18 protein-coding genes, 16 tRNA genes, 3 rRNA genes and 1 riboswitch are annotated in these 26,062 nt (G+C 36.0%); of the genes, 29 read left to right on the top strand and 8 right to left on the bottom strand.

The annotated features are described in order from the left end of the window. Positions 1-31: 31 nt before the first annotated feature. From lysA to O0R46_RS08950, 8 genes are all read right to left on the bottom strand, one after another. On the bottom strand, positions 32-1,327 hold the full coding sequence (lysA, locus tag O0R46_RS08985) for a diaminopimelate decarboxylase (RefSeq protein ID WP_269311403.1): 1,296 nt from the start codon (positions 1,325-1,327) through the stop codon (positions 32-34). Positions 1,328-1,451: 124 nt separating this feature from the next. Further along, positions 1,452-2,531, bottom strand: coding sequence for an alanine racemase (locus O0R46_RS08980; RefSeq protein WP_269311402.1), 1,080 nt, complete (start codon positions 2,529-2,531; stop codon positions 1,452-1,454). A gap of 75 nt (positions 2,532-2,606) precedes the next feature. Next, the gene (locus O0R46_RS08975; RefSeq protein WP_269311401.1) at positions 2,607-3,758 is read right to left on the bottom strand and encodes a M20 metallopeptidase family protein; all 1,152 of its coding nucleotides are present in this window, start codon (positions 3,756-3,758) and stop codon (positions 2,607-2,609) included. A 58-nt stretch (positions 3,759-3,816) separates the two neighbouring features. Beyond that, positions 3,817-4,533 (bottom strand): 2,3,4,5-tetrahydropyridine-2,6-dicarboxylate N-acetyltransferase, encoded by a 717-nt coding sequence (dapD, locus tag O0R46_RS08970; RefSeq protein WP_269311400.1) that lies wholly within the window; start codon positions 4,531-4,533, stop codon positions 3,817-3,819. Between the two features lie 171 nt (positions 4,534-4,704). Then, complete coding sequence (gene dapB / locus O0R46_RS08965) at positions 4,705-5,436, bottom strand: 4-hydroxy-tetrahydrodipicolinate reductase (RefSeq protein ID WP_269311399.1); 732 nt, start codon at positions 5,434-5,436, stop codon at positions 4,705-4,707. A 1-nt stretch (position 5,437) separates the two neighbouring features. After that, positions 5,438-6,337, bottom strand: coding sequence for a 4-hydroxy-tetrahydrodipicolinate synthase (gene dapA, locus O0R46_RS08960; RefSeq protein ID WP_269311398.1), 900 nt, complete (start codon positions 6,335-6,337; stop codon positions 5,438-5,440). Between the two features lie 60 nt (positions 6,338-6,397). Beyond that, the gene (locus tag O0R46_RS08955; protein WP_269311397.1) at positions 6,398-7,378 is read right to left on the bottom strand and encodes an aspartate-semialdehyde dehydrogenase; all 981 of its coding nucleotides are present in this window, start codon (positions 7,376-7,378) and stop codon (positions 6,398-6,400) included. A gap of 22 nt (positions 7,379-7,400) precedes the next feature. Next, positions 7,401-8,606 (bottom strand): aspartate kinase, encoded by a 1,206-nt coding sequence (locus O0R46_RS08950; RefSeq protein ID WP_269311396.1) that lies wholly within the window; start codon positions 8,604-8,606, stop codon positions 7,401-7,403. A 221-nt stretch (positions 8,607-8,827) separates the two neighbouring features. Further along, positions 8,828-9,004: riboswitch (Lysine riboswitch) on the bottom strand. Between the two features lie 192 nt (positions 9,005-9,196). On the opposite strand from O0R46_RS08950, the gene O0R46_RS08945 reads away from it, so the two are divergent. The 29 genes from O0R46_RS08945 to O0R46_RS08805 all read left to right on the top strand — a co-directional run bounded on the left by O0R46_RS08945 (position 9,197) and on the right by O0R46_RS08805 (position 26,003). Further along, positions 9,197-10,099 (top strand): alpha/beta hydrolase, encoded by a 903-nt coding sequence (locus tag O0R46_RS08945; RefSeq protein ID WP_269311395.1) that lies wholly within the window; start codon positions 9,197-9,199, stop codon positions 10,097-10,099. A 159-nt stretch (positions 10,100-10,258) separates the two neighbouring features. Further along, on the top strand, positions 10,259-12,250 hold the full coding sequence (gene tkt / locus O0R46_RS08940) for a transketolase (RefSeq protein ID WP_269311394.1): 1,992 nt from the start codon (positions 10,259-10,261) through the stop codon (positions 12,248-12,250). Between the two features lie 322 nt (positions 12,251-12,572). Further along, positions 12,573-12,689: ribosomal RNA gene (rrf, locus tag O0R46_RS08935) — 5S ribosomal RNA — on the top strand. Between the two features lie 3 nt (positions 12,690-12,692). Next, a tRNA-Asn gene (locus tag O0R46_RS08930) sits at positions 12,693-12,764 on the top strand. An 11-nt stretch (positions 12,765-12,775) separates the two neighbouring features. Beyond that, positions 12,776-12,847 (top strand) — tRNA-Glu (locus tag O0R46_RS08925). A gap of 3 nt (positions 12,848-12,850) precedes the next feature. Then, positions 12,851-12,926: transfer RNA gene (locus O0R46_RS08920), tRNA-Val, on the top strand. A 6-nt stretch (positions 12,927-12,932) separates the two neighbouring features. Further along, positions 12,933-13,007, top strand: a tRNA-Thr gene (locus tag O0R46_RS08915). 21 nt (positions 13,008-13,028) lie between these two features. After that, positions 13,029-13,101: transfer RNA gene (locus O0R46_RS08910), tRNA-Lys, on the top strand. 7 nt (positions 13,102-13,108) lie between these two features. Beyond that, a tRNA-Ser gene (locus tag O0R46_RS08905) sits at positions 13,109-13,197 on the top strand. Between the two features lie 11 nt (positions 13,198-13,208). Next, a tRNA-Ser gene (locus O0R46_RS08900) sits at positions 13,209-13,301 on the top strand. A 6-nt stretch (positions 13,302-13,307) separates the two neighbouring features. Next, positions 13,308-13,384, top strand: a tRNA-Pro gene (locus O0R46_RS08895). Positions 13,385-13,400: 16 nt separating this feature from the next. Next, positions 13,401-13,477, top strand: a tRNA-Ile gene (locus O0R46_RS08890). A gap of 183 nt (positions 13,478-13,660) precedes the next feature. After that, positions 13,661-15,175 (top strand): 16S ribosomal RNA (locus O0R46_RS08885). Positions 15,176-15,530: 355 nt separating this feature from the next. After that, a 23S ribosomal RNA gene (locus tag O0R46_RS08880) occupies positions 15,531-18,429 on the top strand. The 16S, 23S and 5S rRNA genes sit together here with 16 tRNA genes alongside, the layout of an rRNA operon. A 51-nt stretch (positions 18,430-18,480) precedes the next feature. Beyond that, positions 18,481-18,556: transfer RNA gene (locus O0R46_RS08875), tRNA-Met, on the top strand. A gap of 10 nt (positions 18,557-18,566) precedes the next feature. Continuing rightward, positions 18,567-18,638, top strand: a tRNA-Glu gene (locus O0R46_RS08870). Positions 18,639-18,658: 20 nt separating this feature from the next. Continuing rightward, positions 18,659-18,732, top strand: a tRNA-Gly gene (locus O0R46_RS08865). Positions 18,733-18,744: 12 nt separating this feature from the next. Continuing rightward, positions 18,745-18,820: transfer RNA gene (locus tag O0R46_RS08860), tRNA-Val, on the top strand. A gap of 18 nt (positions 18,821-18,838) precedes the next feature. Next, a tRNA-Asp gene (locus O0R46_RS08855) sits at positions 18,839-18,915 on the top strand. Positions 18,916-18,924: 9 nt separating this feature from the next. After that, positions 18,925-18,999 (top strand) — tRNA-Gly (locus O0R46_RS08850). Positions 19,000-19,015: 16 nt separating this feature from the next. Continuing rightward, a tRNA-Arg gene (locus O0R46_RS08845) sits at positions 19,016-19,089 on the top strand. A gap of 210 nt (positions 19,090-19,299) precedes the next feature. After that, positions 19,300-20,148 carry a diadenylate cyclase CdaA gene (gene cdaA, locus O0R46_RS08840; protein WP_269311393.1) on the top strand — a complete coding sequence of 283 codons (849 nt, stop codon included), beginning with the start codon at positions 19,300-19,302 and terminating at the stop codon, positions 20,146-20,148. Positions 20,149-20,184: 36 nt separating this feature from the next. Next, positions 20,185-21,093 (top strand): CdaR family protein, encoded by a 909-nt coding sequence (locus tag O0R46_RS08835; RefSeq protein WP_269311392.1) that lies wholly within the window; start codon positions 20,185-20,187, stop codon positions 21,091-21,093. 392 nt (positions 21,094-21,485) lie between these two features. After that, positions 21,486-22,568, top strand: coding sequence for a butyrate kinase (gene buk / locus O0R46_RS08830; RefSeq protein ID WP_269311391.1), 1,083 nt, complete (start codon positions 21,486-21,488; stop codon positions 22,566-22,568). 82 nt (positions 22,569-22,650) lie between these two features. Next, positions 22,651-23,328, top strand: a complete 678-nt coding sequence (locus O0R46_RS08825) for an ATP-binding protein (protein ID WP_269311390.1) — start codon at positions 22,651-22,653, stop codon at positions 23,326-23,328. A gap of 58 nt (positions 23,329-23,386) precedes the next feature. Continuing rightward, entirely contained in the window at positions 23,387-23,602 is a 216-nt protein-coding gene (locus tag O0R46_RS08820) for a 4Fe-4S dicluster domain-containing protein (protein ID WP_269311389.1), read from the top strand. Positions 23,603-23,620: 18 nt separating this feature from the next. Next, on the top strand, positions 23,621-24,682 hold the full coding sequence (locus tag O0R46_RS08815) for a 3-methyl-2-oxobutanoate dehydrogenase subunit VorB (protein ID WP_269311388.1): 1,062 nt from the start codon (positions 23,621-23,623) through the stop codon (positions 24,680-24,682). Next, positions 24,682-25,443, top strand: a complete 762-nt coding sequence (locus tag O0R46_RS08810; protein ID WP_269311387.1) for a thiamine pyrophosphate-dependent enzyme — start codon at positions 24,682-24,684, stop codon at positions 25,441-25,443. Before O0R46_RS08815 ends, O0R46_RS08810 begins: the two co-directional genes overlap by 1 nt. Before the next feature lie 2 nt (positions 25,444-25,445). Beyond that, positions 25,446-26,003 carry a 2-oxoacid:acceptor oxidoreductase family protein gene (locus O0R46_RS08805; RefSeq protein WP_269311386.1) on the top strand — a complete coding sequence of 186 codons (558 nt, stop codon included), beginning with the start codon at positions 25,446-25,448 and terminating at the stop codon, positions 26,001-26,003. Positions 26,004-26,062: the final 59 nt, after the last annotated feature.

The following is a 26,062-nucleotide window of genomic DNA, read 5'->3' as shown; positions in this document are numbered from 1 at the left end:
TTATATATTTTTATGTTATGAGTATATCATCTTATACTTGGTTTTTTATCATATCTTCATAAGATTCCCTTTTAATAGCAACTTTAGACTGACCATCTTTTACGAATATGACTGATGGTTTTGGCATATGGTTGTAATTTGATGCCATAGAGTAGTGATAAGCGCCTGTACAAGACATTGCTAAAATATCACCTACTTCTGCTTTAGGAATCTTTACATCTCTTGCTAAAATGTCACCAGATTCACAACATTTACCTGCAATAGTAACCAATTCAGTAGCCTTGTCATTCATTTTATTAGCTATGGCTACTTCATATTTTGCACCATATAGAGATGTTCTGATATTATCTGTCATTCCTCCATCAACTGATACATATGTTCTTATACCTGGTATTTCTTTTATAGTGCCAATTGTATAAAGTGTAGTACCTGCTTCGCCTACAATTGATCTACCTGGTTCTAACCAAAGCTGTGGCATATCTATGCTATAAAATACTGAAGATTCTTTTAAGTGCAAAATTATATCATTTAGGGCATCCTCTATAGGATAAGAAATGTCTTCGGCAGTATATCTAATACCAAATCCGCCACCAATATTTAGAACTTCAGTTTTAAATGGGTAGTTTGTTTCTATTGAACTCATCCAATCGAATACTTTATTAATAGCAGCTTTTGTGCCATCAGTACCAAAAATTTGTGAACCAATATGAAAATGAAAACCTTTTAAATTAAGATATTCAGATTCTATTAATATTTTAAAAGCCTTTAAAGCTTCTCCATTATCTATATTCATTCCAAATTTTGAATCTTCATTGCCAGTAGTGATGAATTCATGTGTATGTGCTTCTACGCCAGGTGTTAACCTTAAAAGACAATTTACACTTTTCTCAGCACGAGCACATGCTTTTTCCACTTTGTAAATTTCATCGATGCTATCTATTACAAAACAGCCTATATTATTTTTTATTGCATAATCAATTTCGCTTGGAGTTTTATTGTTGCCGTGAAAATGTATTGATTTAGAATCAAATTCTACTGATAGAGCATTAAACATTTCACCTTGGGATACAACATCTAGTCCCATGTTTTCTTCTTGCATAATCCTTACAATTTCTTTGCATAAAAAAGCCTTACTAGCATATGATATATGATAATCCAAACCGGATTCTGACAAGACTTTATGAAATCTTCTACACTGTTGGCGTATTAAATTTTCATCATAAACGAAAATGGGAGTAGAATATACAGTAGTTAAATCTACACAGTCCATTCCACCTATTTCTAAGTGCGAAGATTCGTTTATTATCGAATTTCCATGTAATTTCATTATATTTCCCTTTCCTGAAAAAATTCAGTTTTTCTTTTAATTCATAATTATATTATAGCATATTATGTAAAGCTTAAATAATTTTATATGATTATTGTCATTAATAGTATTTTACTAAAATATATTAATAATTGCAAGGTATATACTTTACATCTAAAGAGTCGTAGTTAAGAGGAGATATTTGTTCAGAATTTGTTCCGACTCCTTTTTGAGTAAATTCATAGACTGGTATAGATTTACTGTAAAAATATACCGTATCTCCTACATTTACTTTATCATCTACTATTGCTACTGTGTGGCTCATCATCATTGAGACTAGAGGATATCTTGTAGAATTTATCTCTACATCAAAACCATTTACTCTTTTTCTAATTAAACCATCACCATATCCTAAATTTATTATGGCTACCTTAGTATCTTCATTTGCTATGAAAGAAGATGAGTAACCGATGGATTCATTTTTTTTCAAGTGATTTATAGCTACAACTTTTGCTGATAAAGTCAATCCATAGTGGTTATTTGATAAATCGCACTTAGAATATGGTGGACAACCATATAGGCTAATTCCAATCCTCACATGTGTATGATTTTTAAATTTAGAATCTCTTGCATATGATGCACTATTTTGAGCGTGTATGTAATTAAATTTATGAATTTTTATGGCTTGTTCAAGTATATCAAACCATAGTTCTTTTTCTTTTTCATATGTATTATTTTGATCAAATTCATCTGCATAAGAAAAATGCATCCAAATCCCATCTAGCTTTATATTATTTTCTTTAGCTAGTTTTATAATTTCTATTAGCTCATTTTGGCTAGTACAACCTGAGCGTCTCATTAAACCTGCCCACTCGAGGTGCCAAGAAATATCTTTCATGTTTTCTAAATTATTTTTCAAAAAACTTAGTGTTGGAAGAACACATGAAATTTTATGTTCTTTGAGAGTCTCAAATTCTATACAAGGGTTTAGGGATAAAATCATGACATCTTTATACAAATTTCTAATAAATATAGCGTCTCTAATGGATGTTGTTGCAAAATTACGTACACCAGCTTTGTAAAATGTTTCAACAGACTCTTTTAAACCAAAATTGTAAGCGTTATTCTTTACAGTAGCTATTAAGCCACCATTGGTATTGTCGTTTATATATTTAGCATTTTTATATAGAGCATTTAAGTCTATTGTGAGATTTGCATTTTCCATATTATCACCTTCAAATTCTATATTTTAGATTAATAAGACACTATAGAAATCTATAGTGTCTTATATGTTTATTGCTTATTGATATTCTGCATTGGCTATATTAACGAAATAATCTACACCGTATGGAAGTACCTCATCTCTCATCATTATTGTAGGAGTATGTAACCCTGAAGTGTATTTTAATTCCTCATTTCTAATGCCTATAAATGAAAAGTTTATAGGAGCTATATCAGAATAAAAAGAGAAATCTTCACCTAGTAGGTAAGGATATTCTTTTAATATAAATTTAGCACCTACGCTCATAGTCGCTTTTTCAGCATATGGTATTAATTTTTGGACATTCATGACAGGTGGATGAGCTGGATTAAAACGAGGCTCAATTCTACATTTTGTAGATTTTTCTATACCATCACAGATTTCTTTAATCCTCTTTTTTATTAACTCTCTATCCTTAATATCGTAAGTTCTAATTGTTCCTTGAATATGTCCAAAAGATGGTACGGCATTCATCACTTCGCCTACGTCCATTTTACCCACGTGTATAATATTTGTATGTTTGCTATCCAAGTAATATGTTGGTATAGTTGATAATTCCTGATAAACCATTACAGCGGCATGTAAAGCATTAATTCCTTTTTCTCTTAGGCCCACATGTGCAGATTTTCCGTGAAAATCAATGTGGTATTCATTACAGCTTGCCATTATTGCACCAGAACGGCTGATAATTGTCCCTTCTTCGTAATCTGGATTTACGTGTAGAGCGAATGCAGCAGTTATATTATATGATCTAAAGTCGAAATTTTTTATCAAATGGTATGCTCCTGAGTTTGCTTCTTCAGAAGGTTGAAATACTATTAGTACATTGTTTGCCAATTCGCCAGATTTATACAATTCGTTTAATTCTTTTGTAGCACCTAGTAGCATAGTAGCATGCGCATCATGTCCACATGCATGCATTACTCCAGGATTTAAAGATTTATATTCTATATTATTTTCTTCCATTATGGGAAGGGCATCTATATCGGCTCTTAGCATTATTGTTTTGTCTGATTTTCCTTCTAAATATACTATAGTAGCTGTTTGCATAGGAGTCATATACTTGATGTCCATCTTTTCCAATTCCGTTCTAATGTACTTAGCCGTTTCAAATTCTTGCATAGAAAGCTCGGGTCTACTGTGTATATGATGCCTCCATCTTTTTATATCATCTAATGTCGTTATATTCATATAATCTTCCTTTCTCTATAAAATATATAAACTAGGTAGACTTGAGCCTATAACTCAATTAATCTAAATTTCTTAACGCATCTATTATGCTTATTTTTTCTCCATTTACATCGCTTGATTTCTTGATTATTTTTGCTGGTACACCTGCGACTACAGCACCTGCTGGAACATCTTCAGTGACTATAGCACCCGCTGCGACTACAGCACCTTTCCCTATATGTACACCTTCTAGTATTACAGCATTTGCACCTATTAGTACATTATCTTCTACTATTACAGGATCAGCATTTGCTGGTTCGATTACACCAGCTAGTACAGCACCTGCTCCAACATGAACATTTTTTCCTGTTGTAGCTCTTCCGCCTAGTACAGCTCCCATATCTATCATAGTTCCTTCTCCAACTACAGCTCCAATATTTATGATTGCTCCCATCATTACTACAGCATTATCTTTTATTATGGCGTGTTCTCTAATAAATGCTCCTGGTTCAATTCTTGCCTTTATGTTTGACATATCTATTAGGGGAATAGCACTATTTTTTCTATCACTTTCCACGATGTAATCTTCAATGGAGTCCTTATTTTCTTCCAGTAGTTTTTCCCAAATATCTTGGTGTGTAAAAAGTACCTTAGAAATATTGCTTCCAAAATTTCTTATATCTGCAAAGTCTATCTGATCCAAATTTCCCTTTATATATACCTTTACAGGACTTTGCTTTTTAGATGTAGCGATATAATTTATTATTTCCTCTGAAGTTAAAAAATTCTTTTCCATTTTTCCTCCTAGTTTATTATATATAGTTATTCCTACCCAAGTATTTGATTTTTATTGAATATACTTGGACAGGATAAGATTATTATATTTATTTTTATATCAGTTTATTATTTACATTGATAAATGTTTTATAGGCATAATTTTAATATAGTCTTGTAATTTACAAAAATTTTATAAATTACTGAATGTATAAAAGCCTGCAGAAAAATCTTTTATTTTTTGAGCAGCTTTTATTGAACCATCTGCGAATATTCGTTTCGATTGAGCTCTATGGGTAATTTCAATTACTTCATCTGTTCCAGCAAATAAGACCTCATGTTCGCCTACTATTGTGCCACCTCTAATGGAACTCATACCAATTTCTTTTTTATCTCTTTTATGTTCAGTTTGACTTCTATCGTAAATAGGTATAAATGAAGAATCTATTTCTTGTATTGCTTCTAATAGTTTTATAGCAGTACCACTTGGGGCATCTATTTTTTTGTTGTGATGCCTTTCTATTATTTCTATATCAAAACTCTCTGATAATAGGGGAGTCAGGTATTTTAATGCCTGAGTAAAAACATGAACACCGTAACTCATATTGGCACTGAAAAATATAGGACAGTATTGTGAAGCTTGATTCATAAGATTCTGCAATTGGTCTCTAGCTCCTGTGGTTGCAACTATAATTGGCAATTTATGTATCTTTGCTCCTTCTAATAATCTTTTTGTGTTGTTTGGATGAGAGAAGTCTATAATTGCATCTGCATTAGCTAAACGTTCAGCATCACTGATTATTTGGTATGGGCAATTTTCTATATTAATAGTAGAAAATACACCTACTATTTGGTGACCTTTTTCTATAGCAAGCTCCTCGACTACTTTTCCCATAGTACCATATCCACTTAAAATTAATTTCATATTATACCTCCAAGTCTAGTACTTTTCTATAATGTTCTAGTACGTTTTTTCTCACTGTGTCATTCGTAGGTATTAAAGGTAATCTAAAAATATCTTTGCAATATCCCATATCATTTAATACAACTTTTACTGGAGTCGGGCTGACATCAGAGAAGAGTGATTTTATATATGGATTTAATCTGTTTTGTATTTTTCTGGCGGATTGAATATCCCCATTTGTAAATGCCTTATATACTCCAATAAATGATTTTGGGGAAGTATTTGATATTACGCTAATTACGCCATCTCCACCATGTACTAAAAAATCAAAGAATGTACCATCATCCCCGCTATATAAAGAAAAGTCTGCATTTTCATCAACTATAGCTTTAATACTTTCTAAGTAATTCATATCTCCAGTTGCATCTTTTAAGGCTATTATATTTTTGTGCTTAGATAGTTCTGCTACTGTTTCAGGGCTAATTGTCATGCCAGTACGTCCAGGTACGTTGTAAAGTATTATCGGTATATTTACAGCATCTGCTATTGCAAAGTAGTGAGCAATCAATCCTTTTTGACTAGTTTTATTGTAATAAGGTGTAACTATTAGGGCAGCATCAGCTCCATTTTCCTTTGCAATTCTAGTATTTATTATAGTTTGTGTTGTATTGTTTGATCCAGTACCTAAAATAACTGGGACATCTAAATTTTTTCTTTCTTCTAAAGCTATTTTTAGTAATTCCAATTTTTCATCCATTGTTAAAGTTGAGCCTTCTCCTGTAGTGCCAGATATGACCAGACCATTTATACCAGAATCCAATTGAAATCTTACAAATCTTCTGTATGAGTCATAGTCTACGGTCATATCTTGGTTCATTGGGGTTACTAGTGCTGTTGTTACTCCTCTAAATAGTGATGTCATTTTTAATACCTCCAGTATTGTATAAATACGAAATTATTTGTTTTTAGATTAGTGTTTCTATTACTTATTTTCTAACATTTCTGCGATTTGTACTGCGTTACTTGCGGCTCCTTTTCTGATATTGTCAGCAACACACCAAATATGAAAACTATTTTCTTGTGATATATCTTTTCTAATTCTTCCAACTAGAACTTTATCTTGACCTGTAGCATTTAATGGCATAGGGTATTGATTATTTTGTGGCTTATCTATTAATACTACACCTGGGGCATTTTCTAGAATTTGTCTGATTCCATCTACACTAGCAGGTTTTTCAAGGCTGATATCTATTTCAACAGAGTGTGAATTAAAAACTGGAACTCGAACACATGTTGCTGTTATTTGTACATTATCATCAAGAGATAAGATTTTCTTTGTTTCGTTTATCATTTTCATTTCTTCTTTTGTGTATCCATTTTCTAAAAAATCGTCTATATGCGGTAAGACGTTATTGTAAATTGGGTGAGGATATTTTTGTGGTTCTATACCTTCTTGTCCATTTTTTAAATCGTTAATTCCTCCGATTCCTGATCCAGATACAGCCTGATAAGTTGTATAGGTAATTCTTTTTAATCCAAAAGTTTCATGTATAGGCTTTAGAGGTACTACGGATTGAATAGTAGAACAGTTGGGATTAGCTATTATCTTTCTATTTAGCATAGGTTTGTTACACTCTGGTACTACTAAATCAATTTGTGGATCCATTCTCCAAGCACTTGAATTGTCTATTACTATTACTCCATGTTTTTCCGCTATAGGTGCAAATTTTTTTGATGTAGAACCACCAGCAGAGAAGAGGGCATAATCTATATCTTTATCAAATGAATGTTCATTTAGCTCTTCAACTATAACTTGCTTACCTCTAAATTTTAAGATTTTACCAGCAGATTTTGATGATGCCATCAAATATATATTATCAACCTGTAGATTTGATTCTTCTAGTCGCTCTATCATTTTTGTTCCGACTACACCTGTAGCTCCAACTATTGCAAAATTTGCCATTCAATTACCTCCAAAATTATAGTTATATATTGAATTCTTCGCATAGAATTCTTACTGCATCCAATGATTTTTGTGCATCTATTGCATATGAGATAGATATTTCTGAAGTTGTTACTTGATAAAAATCTATTCCATTTGAACCTAATATTCTAAAAGCTCTTGCAGCTACACCACTGACATCTCTCATTCCTGAACCTACAATAGATACTTTGGCACAATCTGTTCTAATTGAATGATTTAAGCTTGGATAAGATGTCTTTAGAGTATCTAGTGCATCTTTTAAAAAGTTTTTGTCAGTATTCTTACAAGTGAATGAGATACTGATTTCATCATTTACTAGAATTTGGCTAATCATATCTATATTTATGCTAAGTCTATCCAATTGGTCAAATAAAGCTTGAACAAAATCTGGATTGCATTTTTTACAAGTTAAAGTAACATGTAATATATCTTGATCTAATGCAACTCCTGTTACTACTTTCTTTTCTATCAAATCTGTATTACTCATAATCCAAGTTCCTTTCGTATTAGCTAAAGTTTTTCCTAAATATAGTGGTACATTGTAGTTTTTTGCTATTTCCACACATCTTGTTTCCAATACTCCAGCACCTAAAGCTGAAAGCTCTAACATTTCTTCGTAAGATATTTGTTCTATTGCCTTAGCATCTGGATATATTCTAGGATCAGTCCCATATACAGCATCAACATCTGTATATATTTCACAAGGGCAGGCAATAGAAGCGGCTAGCCCTACCGCACTAGTATCAGATCCCCCTCTTCCTAGAGTAGTGATTTCTAGATTTTCATTGAATCCTTGAAATCCTGCAATAACTAGAATGTCATATTCTTCAAGCTGTTTTAGCAAATAATCTGAATTTATATCTGCAATTTTACTTTTTGTATGCTGTCCAAATGTTTTTATACCTGCTTGAATACCAGTTAGAGATCTAGATTTTACACCTATATCATTTAAGGTGATTGCCATTAAGGAAATTGTATTTTGCTCACCTATGGCAAGTAGAGAATCAAGCTCTCTAACATCTGGATTTTCTGTTATTTCTTCGACTTGTTTTAAAAGGCTATCAGTCGTTTTACCCATCGCTGAGACAACCACTACTAACTTTTCATTATTTTCTATCCTATTTTTTAAGTAAGATGAAATGTTTTTAATTTTTCCAATAGTACTTACGGAACTTCCTCCAAATTTTAAAACTGATATACTTTTCATAATTCCTCCAATTTTAATATTAAACTCAATATAAATTTTTGGTGGATAGATTTGCCTATAAAAAAAGACAAATATAGGAGGCCTACATTTGTCTAAAAGTTTTTGACATTGTGGTTAGCACTCCATTATTTTTTGGTATATGGAGTGTAGCCACGGTTTTATAAATAAAAAAACAAATGTAGAGTATACATTTGTCCCGCAACAATTCAATAGTTTGATTTATACCGGTTAGCACTCCATTATTACCTAAATAATGACAAAACAACAGCTCTTAACCATCATTCCAAAAGTATATGCCAAGCAAAACATATACAATTTCGGCGACGTCCCCTTTCCTTACAAACTGTTTGCCTACATTGTTTGAAAGTACTGATGTCGATCGCACCTCTATCCTTTATTAAGTTGAGATTAATTATATAGCAAAAAAACTATAAAGTAAATACTTATTTGAAAATAAAATAAAAAATATTTTTAAATTTTCGAAAATTATTGAAAAAATAAGTTTTAATCTCTTACATATTTTTTATGTATACATTAAAATATAAGTTATAGTAAGTACAAACGAAAATAATAATAGAAAGTAGGCCCTTATGTTTTTAAAATATTTATTGATTATAGTATTTACAGCAGTTATGATTAGTATTTTTATTATTTTTTATATTAGTCATCAAGTAAGTTATAAATTAAATAATCCGAAGAGACTAGCTCTTATGTCAAACCCTAAGGACATGTTAGGACTAGATTACGAAAATATACAATTTATGTCCCAAGGAAACCAAATATATGGTTGGTATATACCAGCACATAATCCAACATTCACACTAGTTTATTCGCATGGTTACATGGAAAATAGAGAAAGTCCTACTTTTTCAGCATATGATTTTTTTGTTTGGATGAACTCTATAGGGGCTAATATATTGACTTTTGATTATTCTGGTCAAGGCAGATCCCAAGGTGGAAATACGACTAGTGGAAAAAGAGAGAAAGAGGATTTATTGGAGGCTATAGCTTTTGCTAAGAAAAAATCTAACTGTCCTATAATAGTTCATGGTATTTCTATGGGAGCCTCAACTGCAATATTAGCAGCATCAAATAATAAAGATATAATTGGCTTAGTTTGTGATAGCCCATTTTCTAATTTAAAAAATTATTTAGAAAACAATTTAAATGTTTGGACAAAGCTTCCCAAAATACCATTTAATTATCTAGTATTAAAATTTATGGAAAAGAAAAGTAGAATTGATCCTAAAGATATAAGTCCTTTAGATGAAATATGTAAGGTAGTTTGTCCGATTTTGCTTATTCATGGAAAAAGTGATAGGGTGATTCCTTATGGTGAGAGCGTCAAGCTGCGGGACAAAAGCGTAGCAACTACTGAATTAATCATTTTTGATAATAAAGGTCACTGTAAATCTTATAAAAATTTCAAAAAAGAATATATCGTAAAATACAGAGATTTTTTAAGATTGATAGATAAAAATTTAATAAAATAGATAAAAAAGAAAGAAATAAATAAAAGAAAGCGATTTCCATAAAAACTAAACTTATTATAGGAAATTTGTAATTTTCAAATATTTTATAAAGATATATTTAAGTATTTGTATAAATGTACTATAATATATCTTAACTATTAATTTGAGAGGAGTTTATATATGAATATAAATCAAAAAGCAGTAAACGCATTAAGAGTTTTATCAGCTGATCAGGTTCAAAAAGCGAACTCAGGACATCCTGGTTTACCTTTAGGAGCAGCGCCAGCAGCCTATGAATTGTGGGCCAACCATATGAACCACAATCCAAAAAATCCTAACTGGGAAAATAGAGATAGATTTATTTTATCTGCAGGTCATGGCTCAGCTTTAATATATTCTCTACTTCATATGTTTGGATATGAAGGTGTAACTATCGAAGAATTAAAGAAATTTAGACAGTTTGGATCTTTGACTCCAGGGCATCCAGAGTATCGTCACACTAAAGGGATAGAAGCAACTACAGGTCCTCTAGGTGCTGGTGTATCTACAGCAGTTGGTATGGCTATAGCAGAAGCTCACCTTGCAGAAGTATTTAATAAGGAAAACTATCCAGTAGTTGACCATTATACATTTGCAATGACAGGAGATGGTTGCCTGATGGAAGGTGTATCTTATGAAGCATTATCTTTAGCAGGTACTTTAAAGCTAGACAAATTTATAATACTTTATGATTCAAATAATATTACAATAGAAGGAGATACTGATTTTGCATTTACTGAAGATGTAGAAGCAAGATTCAAGGCCTTTGGATATCAGGTAATAGTAGTAAAAGATGGAAATGATTTAGAGGCAATTTCTAAGGCTATTGAAGAAGCTAAGGCCGAAAAAAATAAACCATCTATAATAATAAATAAAACACAAATAGGATTTGGTTGTCCAGCTAAGGTAGGTAAGGCGAGTGCTCATGGTGAACCTCTAGGCGCTGAAAATGTACAAGCTTTTAGAGAATGCTTAGGATGGGAAAGTCAAAATGAATTTGAAATTTCTGATGATATATATAATCACTATAGTGAATTGGCTGAAAATGGCATTCAAAAAGAAAATGAGTGGAATGAAATGTTTGCAGCATATACAAAAGAATATCCTGAAATGAAAAAATTATGGGATGAATATTTTGCTGATGTAGATATGTCTAAAATAATGGATTCTAAAGAATATTGGGAATTTGAAAATAAGTCTATGGCTACAAGAGCGACATCAGGAACGATTATAAATAAATTAAAAGATTTGTATCCAAACTTAGTGGGAGGATCTGCAGACCTTGCACCTTCAAATAAATCAGAAATGAAAGATGCAGGATTCTTCTCTCCACAGAATAGAGGAGGAAGAAACATACACTTCGGAGTAAGAGAAATGGGTATGACAGCAATAACAAGTGGTATATATCTACATGGTGGATTAAAGCCATTCTGTGCTACATTCTTTGTATTCAGTGATTTTATGAAACCGATGATAAGATTAGCTGCATTAATGGGATTACCAGTGACATATGTATTAACTCATGACAGTATAGGTGTAGGCGAAGACGGGCCAACTCATGAACCAGTAGAACAATTAGCTATGTTAAGATCAATACCTAATATAAATGTATTTAGGCCAGCAGATTATACAGAAACTGCTGTAGCTTGGGCTACTGCTATGCAGTCAAAGGATAGACCAACAGCATTAGTACTTACTAGACAAAATTTACCACAGTTAAAGGGATCTTCTCAAGATGCCTTTAAGGGAGCGTACATACTAGAAGAAGCTTCTAATAAAGAAAATATTGATTTAATAATAATGGCTTCTGGATCAGAAGTTGAACTTGCTGTAGGTGCAAAGGAAGAACTAGAAAAAGCCGGTAAATCAGTAAGAGTAGTATCAGTTCCTTGTATAGATTTATTTGAAGATCAGGATTGTGCATACAAAGAAGAAATATTACCATCAAGTGTGAGAACTAGACTGGCAGTTGAAGCTGGGGAACCAATGCCTTGGTATAAGTATGTTGGATTCGAAGGCGATGTAGTAGGAATGACTACATTTGGAGCATCAGCACCTGCTGAAGAACTATTTAAGCACTTTGGATTTACAGTAGAGAACGTAGTTAACAAAGCTAAGGCTTTATTAAAGTAATTACTATTATTTTACAAATAACAAAAAATATATTAAATTATTACGTTATTTTTATAAATAGTGTAATAATGATTAGAGAAAAATAAAAAATATTTTATAAAAAATTATGGGTCATTTATTATTAATTATAAACTTGACCCATTTTTTTGTATTTTTTTTCAATAAGGTTAAAATAAAAAAACCTTAAATTTCAATATATACAAGTGAAGTTGGAAAAATAATGAAAAAAAAATAAAAAAACTTTTCAAAAAGTGTTGACGGCTATATATGATTATGATAATATAATACTTGTCCTTGTGAGGGACGGAAAAATGAAAGAAAATGTGGTTATTATAGCAAAGAGGATACACCTGTTCCCATACCGAACACAGAAGTTAAGCTCTTTAGCGCTGAAGGTACTTGGTGGGAAGCTGCCTGGGAGAATAGGACGTAGCCACGTTATTCCAAGGTAGCTCAATGGTGGAGCAACCGGCTGTTAACCGGTAGGCTGTGGGTTCGAGCCCCACCCTTGGAGCTTTCACACTTGGCTCCTTGGTCAAGCGGTTAAGACACCGCCCTTTCACGGCGGTAACAGGGGTTCGATTCCCCTAGGAGTCATATGGGAGTATAGCTCAGCTGGGAGAGTATCTGCCTTACAAGCAGGGGGTCACAGGTTCGAGCCCTGTTACTCCCACCATATTAAGCTGGTGTGGCTCAACGGTAGAGCAGCTGACTTGTAATCAGCAGGTTGTAGGTTCGATTCCTATCACCAGCTCCACTAAAAGAATATTTTTATCATGGTCTATTAGCTCAGTCGGTAGAGCACTTGACTTTTAATCAAGGTGTCCCGCGTTCGAATCGCGGATAGATCATTTCTACGGAGAGGTGTCCGAGTGGTTTAAGGAGCTGGTCTTGAAAACCAGTGATGTCGTAAGGCACCGTGGGTTCGAATCCCACCCTCTCCGCCATTTTTAATTTTGGAGAAGTACTCAAGAGGCTCAAGAGGATCCCCTGCTAAGGGATTAGGCTGGATTAAACCGGTGCGAGGGTTCGAATCCCTCCTTCTCCGCCATTAGGACGAGGTGTAGCGCAGTTTGGTAGCGCACGTGGTTTGGGACCATGGGGCCGGGGGTTCGAGTCCCTTCACCTCGACCATTTTTTTGCCTAACGAGGACCATTAGCTCAGTTGGTTAGAGCGCCCGGCTCATAACCGGTAGGTCTGGGGTTCGAGTCCCTGATGGTCCACCATTTGAACTTTTAATAAATGGAATGAACTTTGAAAATTGAACAGCAGGTTAATTCAATAAGCTTTAAATAGCAAATTGATTAATCGTTTAAACTTGATAAGACAATAGTTTTTCAAGATTTAAACCACAAACAAACCAAGCCAGATATTTTAGAGATAACAATAGTCTGAGCGCAGAACAAATTTTTTATGAGAGTTTGATCCTGGCTCAGGATGAACGCTGGCGGCGTGCCTAACACATGCAAGTCGAGCGCGACTTATTGATGCTTGCATCTTTAAGTTGAGCGGCGGACGGGTGAGTAACGCGTGGGTAACCTGCCCTATACACATGGATAACATACTGAAAAGTTTACTAATACATGATAATGTACATTTATGGCATCGTAGATGTATCAAAGTGTTAGCGGTATAGGATGGACCCGCGTCTGATTAGCTAGTTGGTGAGATAACAGCCCACCAAGGCAACGATCAGTAGCCGACCTGAGAGGGTGATCGGCCACATTGGAACTGAGACACGGTCCAAACTCCTACGGGAGGCAGCAGTGGGGAATATTGCACAATGGGCGAAAGCCTGATGCAGCAACGCCGCGTGAACGATGAAGGTCTTCGGATCGTAAAGTTCTGTTGCAGGGGAAGATAATGACGGTACCCTGTGAGGAAGCCCCGGCTAACTACGTGCCAGCAGCCGCGGTAATACGTAGGGGGCTAGCGTTATCCGGATTTACTGGGCGTAAAGGGTGCGTAGGTGGTCTTTCAAGTCAGTGGTTAAAGCCTACGGCTCAACCGTAGTCAGCCTCTGAAACTGGAAGACTTGAGTGCAGGAGAGGAAAGTGGAATTCCCAGTGTAGCGGTGAAATGCGTAGATATTGGGAGGAACACCAGTAGCGAAGGCGGCTTTCTGGACTGCAACTGACACTGAGGCACGAAAGCGTGGGTAGCAAACAGGATTAGATACCCTGGTAGTCCACGCCGTAAACGATGAGTACTAGGTGTCGGGGGTTACCCCCCTCGGTGCCGCAGCTAACGCATTAAGTACTCCGCCTGGGGAGTACGCACGCAAGTGTGAAACTCAAAGGAATTGACGGGGACCCGCACAAGTAGCGGAGCATGTGGTTTAATTCGAAGCAACGCGAAGAACCTTACCTAAGCTTGACATCCTTTAGACCGGTGTTTAATCACACCTTCCCTTCGGGGCTAAAGTGACAGGTGGTGCATGGTTGTCGTCAGCTCGTGTCGTGAGATGTTGGGTTAAGTCCCGCAACGAGCGCAACCCTTGTCTTTAGTTGCCAGCATTTAGTTGGGCACTCTAGAGAGACTGCCAGGGATAACCTGGAGGAAGGTGGGGATGACGTCAAATCATCATGCCCCTTATGCTTAGGGCTACACACGTGCTACAATGGGTGGTACAGAGGGTTGCCAAACCGTGAGGTGGAGCTAATCCCTTAAAGCCATTCTCAGTTCGGATTGTAGGCTGAAACTCGCCTACATGAAGCTGGAGTTACTAGTAATCGCAGATCAGAATGCTGCGGTGAATGCGTTCCCGGGTCTTGTACACACCGCCCGTCACACCATGGGAGTCGGAAACACCCGAAGCCGATTATCCAACCGTAAGGAGGAAATCGTCGAAGGTGGAGTCGATAACTGGGGTGAAGTCGTAACAAGGTAGCCGTATCGGAAGGTGCGGCTGGATCACCTCCTTTCTAAGGAGAATTACCTGCTGTTCAATTTTGAAGGTTCATTTAACATGAAAATTTCAAATAAAAATACTTTCAATAAGTATCATAAAGCTCGTGAAATATTTTTGACATAATTTAAGAGACGCACTTAAAAAATAGGATGGAACATACAATTAGTATGTGACTGAGTATTTTATAAGGAGTATCTTAAAGAATACAAAAAGATAAACGAGTATTGTACCTTGAAAACTGAATATATTGTGATATACAATGACATCTAATAAAATGATAGTAATCTATCCAAGAGAAAACTTGTAAAAACACCAATTATTCTTAACAAGACGTAAGTCTTAAATTTAGAAAAATCTCAATAATAACTGGTCAAGTTATTAAGGGTGTAGGGCGGATGCCTTGGCACTAGGAGCCGATGAAAGACGTGATAAGCTGCGATAAGCTTTGGGGAGTGGCACATACACTTTGATCCAAAGATTTCTGAATGAGGAAACTCACTTGAAGTAATGTTCAAGTATCCCTAGATGAATACATAGTCTATGGAGGGGAACTCAGGGAACTGAAACATCTAAGTACCTGAAGGAAGAGAAAGAAATTCGATTCCGTAAGTAGCGGCGAGCGAACGCGGAAGAGCCCAAACCAAGTTAGTTTACTAATTTGGGGTTGCGGACATGTCACAAAGGAGAGGTATTGTGAGTAGAACAGTTCTGGAAAGTTCGACCACAGAGGGTAATAGTCCCGTAAACAAAGCAAGAAGACTCCGACATGATCCAGAGTACCACGAGACACGTGAAACCTTGTGGGAAGCAGGTGGGACCATCCACCAAGGCTAAATACTACCTAGTGACCGATAGTGAATAGTACCGTGAGGGAAAGGTGAAAAGAACCCCGGGAGGGGAGTGAAATAGAACCTGAAACCCTACACTTACAATCTGTGGGAGCGCATTATTCGCGTGACCGCGTACTTTTTGTAGAACGGGCCAACGAGTTACGTTATGTGGCAAGGTTAAGCACTTCAGGTGTGTAGCCGTAGCGAAAGCGAGTCTTAACTGGGCGAATTAGTTACATGACGTAGACCCGAAACCGGGCGACCTACCCATGAGCAGGATGAAACGAAAGTAAAATTTCGCGGAGGTCCGAACCCACGTACGTTGAAAAGTGCGGGGATGACTTGTGGGTAGCGGTGAAATTCCAATCGAGCTCGGAGATAGCTGGTTCTCCTCGAAATAGCTTTAGGGCTAGCCTTGAATGTAGAGATGTGGAGGTAGAGCACTGAATGTCCTAGGGGGTATTGCACTTACCGAAGACTATCAAACTCCGAATGCCATAATCTTTTATTCAGGAGTCAGACTGTGGGTGATAAGGTTCATAGTCGAAAGGGAAAGAGCCCAGACCGTCAGCTAAGGTCCCAAAATGTATGTTAAGTGGTAAAGGATGTGGGATTGCATAGACAACCAGGATGTTGGCTTAGAAGCAGCCATTCATTTAAAGAGTGCGTAATAGCTCACTGGTCGAGTGATCCTGCGCCGAAGATTTCCGGGGCTAAAACATACTACCGAAGCTACGGCATCAAATATGATGGGTAGAGGAGCTTCCCATGCAGGATGAAGCAGTACCGTAAGGAGCTGTGGACAGTATGGGAGAGAGAATGTTGGCATGAGTAGCGAGATGAGGGTGAGAATCCCTCAGGCTGTAAACCCAAGGTTTCCAGGGGAAGGTTCGTCCTCCCTGGGTTAGTCGGGACCTAAGCTCAGGCCGAAAGGCGTAGGCGATGGATAACAGGTTGATATTCCTGTACTACCGATAATCGTTTGAGAGATGGGATGACACAGTAGGATAAGCTGAGCACACTGTTGGTTATGTGTGTCTAAGTATTGAGGCAGATCAAATAGGCAAATCCGTTTGATTAATGCTAGGATACGAATGGGAGCGAAACTAAGTAGCGAAGCAGCTGATTTCACACTGTCGAGAAAAGTCTCTATCGAGATTAAAGGTACCCGTACCGCAAACCGACACAGGTGGGTGAGGAGAGTATCCTAAGGCCAGCGAGAGAACTGTTGTTAAGGAACTCGGCAAAATGACCCCGTAACTTAGGGATAAGGGGTGCCCCAGAAATGGGGCCGCAGAGAATTGGCCCAAGCGACTGTTTACCAAAAACATAGGTTTCTGCTAAGTCGCAAGACGATGTATAGGAGCTGACGCCTGCCCGGTGCTGGAAGGTTAAGGGGATCTGTTAGAGCAATCGAAGCAGTGATCTTAAGCCCCAGTAAACGGCGGCCGTAACTATAACGGTCCTAAGGTAGCGAAATTCCTTGTCGGGTAAGTTCCGACCCGCACGAAAGGCGTAACGATTTGGGCACTGTCTCAACAACAGACTCGGTGAAATTGTAATCCCGGTGAAGATGCCGGGTACCTGCGACAGGACGGAAAGACCCCATGGAGCTTTACTGTAGCTTGACATTGGGTTTCGATACTACATGTACAGGATAGGTGGGAGACTATGAAATCAGGGCGTCAGTTTTGATGGAGTCACCCTTGGGATACCACCCTTGTAGTATTGGGACTCTAACCATAGGCCATGAATCTGGTCTTGGGACACTGTCTGGTGGGCAGTTTGACTGGGGCGGTCGCCTCCCAAAAGGTAACGGAGGCGCTCAAAGGTTCCCTCAGTACGGTCGGAAATCGTACGAAGAGTGTAAAGGCAAAAGGGAGCTTGATTGCAAGACATACAGGTCGAGCAAGGTAGAAATACGGACTTAGTGATCCGGTGGTTCTGAATGGAAGGGCCATCGCTCAACGGATAAAAGCTACCCTGGGGATAACAGGCTTATCTCCCCCAAGAGTCCACATCGACGGGGAGGTTTGGCACCTCGATGTCGGCTCATCACATCCTGGGGCTGTAGTTGGTCCCAAGGGTTGGGCTGTTCGCCCATTAAAGTGGTACGCGAGCTGGGTTCAGAACGTCGTGAGACAGTTCGGTCCCTATCCGTCGCAGGCGTAGGAAATTTGAGAAGATCTGTCCTTAGTACGAGAGGACCGGGATGGACATACCTCTGGTGTACCAGTTGTTCTGCCAAGGGCATAGCTGGGTAGCTATGTATGGAAAGGATAAGCGCTGAAAGCATCTAAGCGCGAAGCCAACTTCAAGATAAGATTTCCCACCGCAAGGTTAAGATCCCAGGAAGACTACCTGGTTGATAGGTCAGAGGTGTAAGTGCAGCAATGTATGTAGCTTACTGATACTAATAGATCGAGGACTTGACCAAAAAAGATGACATAATACATAATATATTCAGTTTTGAAGGTACAAACAATATCGCGGAGTGGAGCAGTTGGCAGCTCGTCGGGCTCATAACCCGAAGGTCGGAGGTTCGAGTCCTTCCTCCGCAACCAGATTTATTCTGGCTCCTTGGTCAAGCGGTTAAGACACCGCCCTTTCACGGCGGTAACAGGGGTTCGATTCCCCTAGGAGTCATTTTTTTTTATATTTTATATGCGGGTGTAGCTCAATGGTAGAGTTCTGGCCTTCCAAGCCAGCTGTGAGGGTTCGATCCCCTTCACCCGCTCCATTTTCTGTATGTGGGAGTATAGCTCAGCTGGGAGAGCATCTGCCTTACAAGCAGGGGGTCACAGGTTCGAGCCCTGTTACTCCCACCATAAGAAAGAAATTAATGCGGCCTGGTAGTTCAGTTGGTTAGAATGCCAGCCTGTCACGCTGGAGGTCGAGGGTTCGAGCCCCTTCCAGGTCGCCATTTTTATATGCGGGAATAGTTCAGTGGTAGAGCGCGACCTTGCCAAGGTCGAAGTCGCGAGTTCGAATCTCGTTTCCCGCTCCAAAATATTTATTATCATGGGTGCATAGCTCAGCTGGATAGAGCAACGCCCTTCTAAGGCGTGTGTCCGGGGTTCGAATCCCTGTGCGCTCATTAAGACTACTTATAAAGGTAGTCTTTTTTTTGTATTTTTCTTTATTAATTTTTTAAAATTTTTTAAGATTTATAAATTGATATAGACTATTACCCATCTCTTATATGTGGTAAAATAAAATGTAGAATTATTTTTTGGGAAATTCATTAATTAAAACGAAAAAATTTTATTTCGAAAAAGTAATCTTAGTAAAATCTAGGAGGTCTTCAATGTTAGCAATTAACTTGATTATAAACAATATAACTCAAATCCTGACAAAAATAAGTATAAATGATGTAGTTGATATATTGATAATATCCTATATTTTTTATCAAATGTTAAAATTTATTAAAGATACAAGAGCAGAACAATTATTAAAAGGTGTAATATTTTTGCTCATAGCTACTCAATTAAGTGGATTGTTTAAATTACATACTTTGTACTGGGTGTTAGTAAAAATACTAGAAGTTGGATTTATATTGCCGTTTATAATATTCCAACCAGAGCTTAGAGCAGGTTTAGAACATATAGGTAGAAATACAAGTATAGTTAGAATTGGCAAAAATTCTGATGTTGAAAATGATAAAATAATAGAAGATTTAGTAGAAGAAATTTTAGAGAGCACTTATGACCTTGCCTCAAAGAAGATAGGAGCTCTACTGGTATTAGAAGGAAAGACAAAGATAAAAGAAATAGTAGAGACTGGTATAAAAATAGATGGTCAAGTAACTAAACAGTTATTAGGAAATATTTTTATTCCTAATACCCCATTACATGATGGAGCTGTAATAATAAGAGATACAAAAATAAAGTCTGCAGCTTGTTTTTTGCCATTGACTCAAAGAAAAGATTTAAGCAGTGAATTGGGAACAAGACATAGGGCAGGAATAGGTATAAGTGAAATATCAGATTGTCTTACATTGATTGTATCTGAGGAAACTGGTGGAGTATCTATAGCTAGATCAGGAAAAATATATAGAGATGTCACAAGAGAAAGACTATACAATATACTTAAAAATTTTTACAAGACAAAATCAGAGAGTAACTGGAAGTTTATTGGAGATAAGATAAAAAAATAATGTAAAAATGTAATAGGTAGAGTAGAGGTGTAATGAATGGAAAAAAAGATTAGAGATAAAGCTAATATAAAATATAAGGTTATTTCTGTTGTTGCTTCTATAGCTCTTTGGCTATATGTAATTGCTGTTGTGGATCCAGATGACAAAAAGGTCATAGAAAATGTTCCAATTACAATTACAAATGTAAGTGAAATAGAAAAAGAAAGATATGTGATTTATCCAAATAAAAATGTGACTACAAATGTCACTGTTTCTGGTAAGTTATCCGAACTGCAGAAATTAAATGCAAATAATGTACGAGTTTATGGAGAAGTGGTAAGACCAGTAGAAGGTAAGAATATTGTAAACTTGACTACCAACATTTCAAACCGGGTTTCTAGGGAATTAAAGGATAATACTTATGTAATAAATCTTGAGAAAAAACTTACAAAGAGAGTTCCAGTTAAGATAAAGCAAAATAGTATGCCTAAAGAGAATATTTATTCTATAGAACAATCATTTGATGAGGTGACAGTTAGTGGACCTAGAAGTCTTATAAATCTCGTTGATTATGTAGGAGGTAGTCTAAAACTAGGGGATAAAACGAATTCGAAAGTCAATCAAAAAGTTAAGCTATTGGCTTTTGATAAAGATGGACATCAGGTAAATGTAGATATATCAGAAAAAGAAGTAGAGGCAGAAGTAACTTTTTACATTGAAAAAAATGTACCTATAAAAATAGATTATGATGGAAGTCAATATGATGCTAAGAATCTTACCATATCACCAAGTGAAGTTACAATTAAGGGAACAAAAGATTCTATAGATCATATAAGTGAAATAAAAACACAAAATATTGATGATAGTAATATTAAGGATTTTATTGGGAAAAAAATAAAATTGCTTATACCTAATTCAATTGAGATAAAGGATTCTATAAGTGAAGTAGATCTTAATAAAAAATAATTTATTAAAAAATATTAAATTTTATAGAATTTTGTATAAAAATAAAACAAATTGAAAATATAATACTTGTTAAAAATCACTTGTGAAAAATAATATATATATAAGTAAAATTAAAATACTATTTGTATATGCTTAAAAAAATAAAATTAAATATAATATAAAATTTGCTTGCATTAAAAAAATAAGGTTATCGGTTTATTGTTAATTTTATATTTTTCTTGCAAGTTTTTTACTTTAGTAATAAAATAGTATATGAAAGAAAGATTTTTATACATTTTGTGTAATATGAAAACGTTACAACAAGAGATAGGATGTATAAATATTTTTTTTGCAAAGATAAAATAAATAATCTATTATCAAATAATAATGGGAAAAATGTTTGGAGGTATAAAATGAAGGAAGTATATAGAATACTAGCTATAAATCCAGGATCAACTTCAACTAAGATAGCTGTATATGACAATGATAAGGAAGTTTTTGAGACTACTTTACGTCATTCATCAGAGGAAATTGCTCAGTTTAAACAAATATCAGATCAATTTAACTTTAGAAAAGAAGTTATAGAAAATGAAATAAAATCTGCCAATATCGAACTATCAAGTTTAGATTGTGTAGTAGGTAGAGGTGGTTTATTGAAGCCTATAAAGGGCGGAACTTATAGTGTAACTGAAAATATGTTAGAAGACTTAAGGGTAGGTGTATCTGGACAGCATGCATCGAATTTAGGCGGTATAATAGCTAACGAATTTTCAAAGGAACTTAATATACCTGCTTATATAGTAGATCCTGTTGTTGTTGATGAAATGGAAGAAATAGCAAGAATATCAGGTATGGCTAATATAGAAAGAAAGAGTATTTTTCATGCACTTAACCAAAAGGCTATAGCAAGAAGATACGCTGAAGAAATTGGTAAAAAATATACTGATCTTAACTTAATAGTTGCACATATGGGTGGAGGAGTTTCTGTAGGAGCTCACAAGGCTGGATGTGTAGTGGATGTAGCTAACGCTCTTGATGGAGAAGGACCATTCTCACCTGAAAGAAGTGGTGGAGTGCCAATAGGTCAGTTGGTAGAAATGTGCTATAGTGGAAAATATACAATTTATGATATTAAGAAGCTTATAACAGGTGCTGGTGGACTTGTATCGTATTTAAATACAAATGATGCTAGAGATGTTGAAGCTATGATAGAAAAAGGAGATAAGAAGGCTGAATTAGTATATTCAGCAATGGCTTATCAAATAGCTAAAGAAATAGGAGCTTGTGCTTCGGTATTATCAGGAAAGGTTGATGCAGTATTATTAACAGGTGGTATAGCTTATTCTAAATCATTTACAAAGATGATAGAAGAAAGAGTATCATTTATAGGAAATGTAAAGGTATATCCTGGTGAAGATGAAATGATAGCGCTTACTCTTGGTGCACTAAGAGTATTAAAGGGAGAAGAAGAAGCTCAAAGTTACGATGCACAGTAATTTAACTAAATTTCTATATGGTATGTGTTTTGCATACCATATAGATTTAAATAGTACTGAGTAACTAGGAATGGAGAAAGAAATGGAAAAGACTAAGAGAATAAGAATAATAACTGGTCACTATGGTAGTGGTAAGAGCGAATTTACTGCGAATTATGCATTAAAGCTTAGAAAAGAAATAGAAGGTAAATTTGCTGTAACTGACCTAGATGTGGTAAACGTTTATTTCAGATCAAGAGGTTTAAAAGATATGTTTGAAGAAAATGGTATACACATGATTTCTAGTTCAGTTGATGCTCCTACACTTGATATTCCAGCATTATCTGCTGAAATTCACACTCCATTACTAAATGATGACTACAACAATATAATAGATTTAGGTGGTGACAAAGTAGGAGCCACAGTTATAGCTCGTTATAGAGATATGATAAAAGATGATGACTACGATATGTTTTTCGTGGTTAATGCAAACAGAGAAAAGACACAGACTGCTGAAGAAGTTATGAAATATATTGACGAAATTGAGGAAGCTTCAAAATTGAAGATAACTGGATTAATCAATAATACTCATATGCTAAAAGCAACAACTATTGAAGACTTAGAAAGAGGCCAAGAAGTATGCCGTCAGGTATCTAAAGAGAGAAATTTGCCTATTAGGTACGTTTCTTGTTTGGAATCTTTAGTTAAGGACATCCCAGCTGATTTTGAAGGTGAAATTATACCTATCAAATTGATGCTAAGAGAAGGATGGATGATGTAGCTGTGTTTTTTATATATTAAACTATTTAGACTAATTTTTATTTTAAGGAGGCAACACAATGGCTAAAGGTAGAGTATCTTTTGATCAAAAGTACTGTAAGGGTTGTGGACTTTGCGTTTCTGTATGTCCAAAAGGAATAATTGAGCTTGACCTATCAAAGGTTAACTCAAAGGGATATAACCCAGCACATGTTGAAAAAATGGAAGAATGTATCGGATGCGCAAGCTGCGCTATGATGTGTCCTGATGCAGTAATTACTGTAGAAAGAGATTAATTTTAGGGGGGATTATTAATGGCTAAGATACTAATGAAAGGTAACGAAGCATTCGGTAAGGCTGCTATAACAGCAGGATGTAGACATTTCTTCGGTTACCCAATAACTCCACAAAGTGAGTTACCAGAATATTTATCAAGAGAATTACCAGCAATAGGAGGAACTTTTGTTCAGGCTGAATCTGAAGTAGCTGCTATAAACATGGTTTATGGTGCAGGTGGATGTGGTGCTAGAGTACTAACTTCTTCATCTTCTCCAGGACTAGCATTAAAGCAAGAAGGTATAACTTATTGTGCAGGTGCTGAAGTACCATGTGTTATATTAAACGTAGTGAGAGGTGGCCCTGGTCTAGGATCAATACAACCTTCTCAATCTGACTACTTTATGTGTACAAGAGGTGGTGGTGATGGAGACTACAGAACTCCAGTTTACGCTCCATCAAGTGTACAAGAAGCATGTGATATGATTCAGGATGCTTTTGATGTTGCTGAAGTATATAGAACTCCTGTCCTAGTATTACTAGATGGTATGATAGGACAGATGATGGAACCAGTTGATTTTGATAGACCAAGAAAGCAGAGAGAAATTCCTGCTAAGGATTGGGCTACAACTGGAACAAAGGGAGAAAGAAAACCAAACATAATAAACTCTCTATACTTATCTCCTGAAATTCTTGAAGAACATAACTATCATTTAGGTAGAAAATATGATCTTATAGAAAAAGAAGAAGTTCAGGTTGAAATGGATAGAACTGAAGACGCAGAATTAGTATTCGTTGCTTATGGAACAATGGCAAGGGTTGTTAAGAACTGTGTTGAAGATCTACGTGAAGAAGGATACAAGGTTGGTCTAATAAGACCTAAGACTGTATGGCCTTATCCATACCACGCATTTGATGAAATCCCAGCTTGCAAGGATTTATTCGTAATCGAAATGTCAATGGGGCAGATGGTGGAAGATGTTAAGTTAGGCTCAAACGGAAGACATAACGTACACTTCTATGGTAGACCAGGTGGAATGGTTCCAGAACCAAAGGAAATAGTAAGAAGAGCAAAAGAAATTATGGGAGGTGTTAAGTAATGGCTGTAATTTTCGAAAGAACTAAAGGTTTAACTGATGCACAGACACATTACTGTCCAGGATGTACTCATGGTATTATCCATAGACTAGTTGCAGAAGTTTTAGAAGAAATGGATCAGTGCGGAAATGCAGTAGGAGTTGCTCCTGTTGGATGTTCAGTACTTGCATATAATTATTTTAATTGCGACATGCATGAAGCTGCTCATGGTAGAGCACCAGCATGTGCTACAGGTATAAAGAGAGTTTTACCAGATCATACTGTATTTACATATCAGGGAGATGGTGACTTAGCTTCAATTGGTACTGCTGAAATAGTTCATGCAGCTAATAGAGGTGAAAAAATAACAGTTATATTCGTTAACAACACTACTTACGGTATGACAGGTGGACAGATGGCTCCTACTACACTAATAGGTGAAAAAGGAACTACATGTCAGGGTGGTAGAGATCCTGAGCTTCATGGTTACCCAATCAGAATAGCTGAAATGATATCTACTTTAACTGGTGCTGTATATGTAGAAAGAGTAAGAGTAGATACTCCTGCAGAAGTTAGAAAGGCTAAAAAATGTATTAGAAAAGCTTTCGAAGTTCAGAAAGCAGGTCTTGGATTCTCAATGGTAGAAGTGCTTTCTACTTGTCCAACAAACTGGGGTAAAACTGCACCAGACGCTTTACAGTGGTTAAGAGACAATATGGTTCCTTATTTCCCAGTTCAGAATTTTAGAGACGTTGATATTGAAGCTGCTAAGGAGGAAAAATAATAATGAGTACATCTAGAGTTATTTGTGCCGGATTCGGTGGTCAGGGTGTTATGTCTATGGGTCAGTTAATGACTTATGCTGGAATGATTGAAAATAAGGAAGTTTCTTGGTTACCTTCTTATGGTCCAGAAATGCGTGGCGGTACAGCTAACTGTGCTGTTACAATTTCAGACAAGCCAGTAGGTTCTCCAATTATAACTGATGATGCAACAGCTGCTATCATCATGAACTCTCCATCTTTAACTAAGTTTGAAGGAGACGTTATACCAGGAGGAAACTTATTAATAAACAGTTCTCTAGTTCACGAAAAGAGTGAAAGAGATGATATATCAGTATACTATGTAGATGCCAATGATCTATCTAACGAATTAGGTGGGCCTAAATTTGCGAATATGGTAATGCTTGGAGCTTTCTTAGCTGTTGATAACAGTGTTGATATAGACTCTGTTCTTGAAGCATTCAAGAAAGTTTTCGGAAAGAGAAAAGAAAAATTCATACCTGTAAATAGACAAGCTTTAGAAGCTGGATATAATGCAGTTATGGCTCAGAAGAAAAATTAATATTATAAAATATGACTGTCACATTTTGTGGCAGTCTTTTTTTATAATAAGTAACAAAA

Origin of the sequence: Peptostreptococcus equinus, from assembly GCF_027125355.1 — a bacterium.
In the GTDB taxonomy this organism is placed as follows: Bacteria; Bacillota; Clostridia; order Peptostreptococcales; family Peptostreptococcaceae; genus Peptostreptococcus; species Peptostreptococcus equinus.
Note: the sequence above shows the minus strand (reverse complement) of the source record. Positions and strands in the feature narration are given on the sequence as shown.

Excerpts from the sequence above, each read along its gene's own strand:
- lysA (WP_269311403.1), bottom strand. The coding sequence starts at position 1,327 with ATGAAATTACATGGAAATTCGATAATAAACGAATCTTCGCACTTAGAA.
- O0R46_RS08980 (WP_269311402.1), bottom strand. The coding sequence starts at position 2,531 with ATGGAAAATGCAAATCTCACAATAGACTTAAATGCTCTATATAAAAAT.
- O0R46_RS08975 (WP_269311401.1), bottom strand. The coding sequence starts at position 3,758 with ATGAATATAACGACATTAGATGATATAAAAAGATGGAGGCATCATATA.
- dapD (WP_269311400.1), bottom strand. The coding sequence starts at position 4,533 with ATGGAAAAGAATTTTTTAACTTCAGAGGAAATAATAAATTATATCGCT.
- dapB (WP_269311399.1), bottom strand. The coding sequence starts at position 5,436 with ATGAAATTAATTTTAAGTGGATATGGTACTATGGGAAAAGTAGTCGAG.
- dapA (WP_269311398.1), bottom strand. The coding sequence starts at position 6,337 with ATGACATCACTATTTAGAGGAGTAACAACAGCACTAGTAACCCCAATG.
- O0R46_RS08955 (WP_269311397.1), bottom strand. The coding sequence starts at position 7,378 with ATGGCAAATTTTGCAATAGTTGGAGCTACAGGTGTAGTCGGAACAAAA.
- O0R46_RS08950 (WP_269311396.1), bottom strand. The coding sequence starts at position 8,606 with ATGAAAAGTATATCAGTTTTAAAATTTGGAGGAAGTTCCGTAAGTACT.
- O0R46_RS08945 (WP_269311395.1), top strand. The coding sequence starts at position 9,197 with ATGTTTTTAAAATATTTATTGATTATAGTATTTACAGCAGTTATGATT.
- tkt (WP_269311394.1), top strand. The coding sequence starts at position 10,259 with ATGAATATAAATCAAAAAGCAGTAAACGCATTAAGAGTTTTATCAGCT.
- cdaA (WP_269311393.1), top strand. The coding sequence starts at position 19,300 with ATGTTAGCAATTAACTTGATTATAAACAATATAACTCAAATCCTGACA.
- O0R46_RS08835 (WP_269311392.1), top strand. The coding sequence starts at position 20,185 with ATGGAAAAAAAGATTAGAGATAAAGCTAATATAAAATATAAGGTTATT.
- buk (WP_269311391.1), top strand. The coding sequence starts at position 21,486 with ATGAAGGAAGTATATAGAATACTAGCTATAAATCCAGGATCAACTTCA.
- O0R46_RS08825 (WP_269311390.1), top strand. The coding sequence starts at position 22,651 with ATGGAAAAGACTAAGAGAATAAGAATAATAACTGGTCACTATGGTAGT.
- O0R46_RS08820 (WP_269311389.1), top strand. The coding sequence starts at position 23,387 with ATGGCTAAAGGTAGAGTATCTTTTGATCAAAAGTACTGTAAGGGTTGT.
- O0R46_RS08815 (WP_269311388.1), top strand. The coding sequence starts at position 23,621 with ATGGCTAAGATACTAATGAAAGGTAACGAAGCATTCGGTAAGGCTGCT.
- O0R46_RS08810 (WP_269311387.1), top strand. The coding sequence starts at position 24,682 with ATGGCTGTAATTTTCGAAAGAACTAAAGGTTTAACTGATGCACAGACA.
- O0R46_RS08805 (WP_269311386.1), top strand. The coding sequence starts at position 25,446 with ATGAGTACATCTAGAGTTATTTGTGCCGGATTCGGTGGTCAGGGTGTT.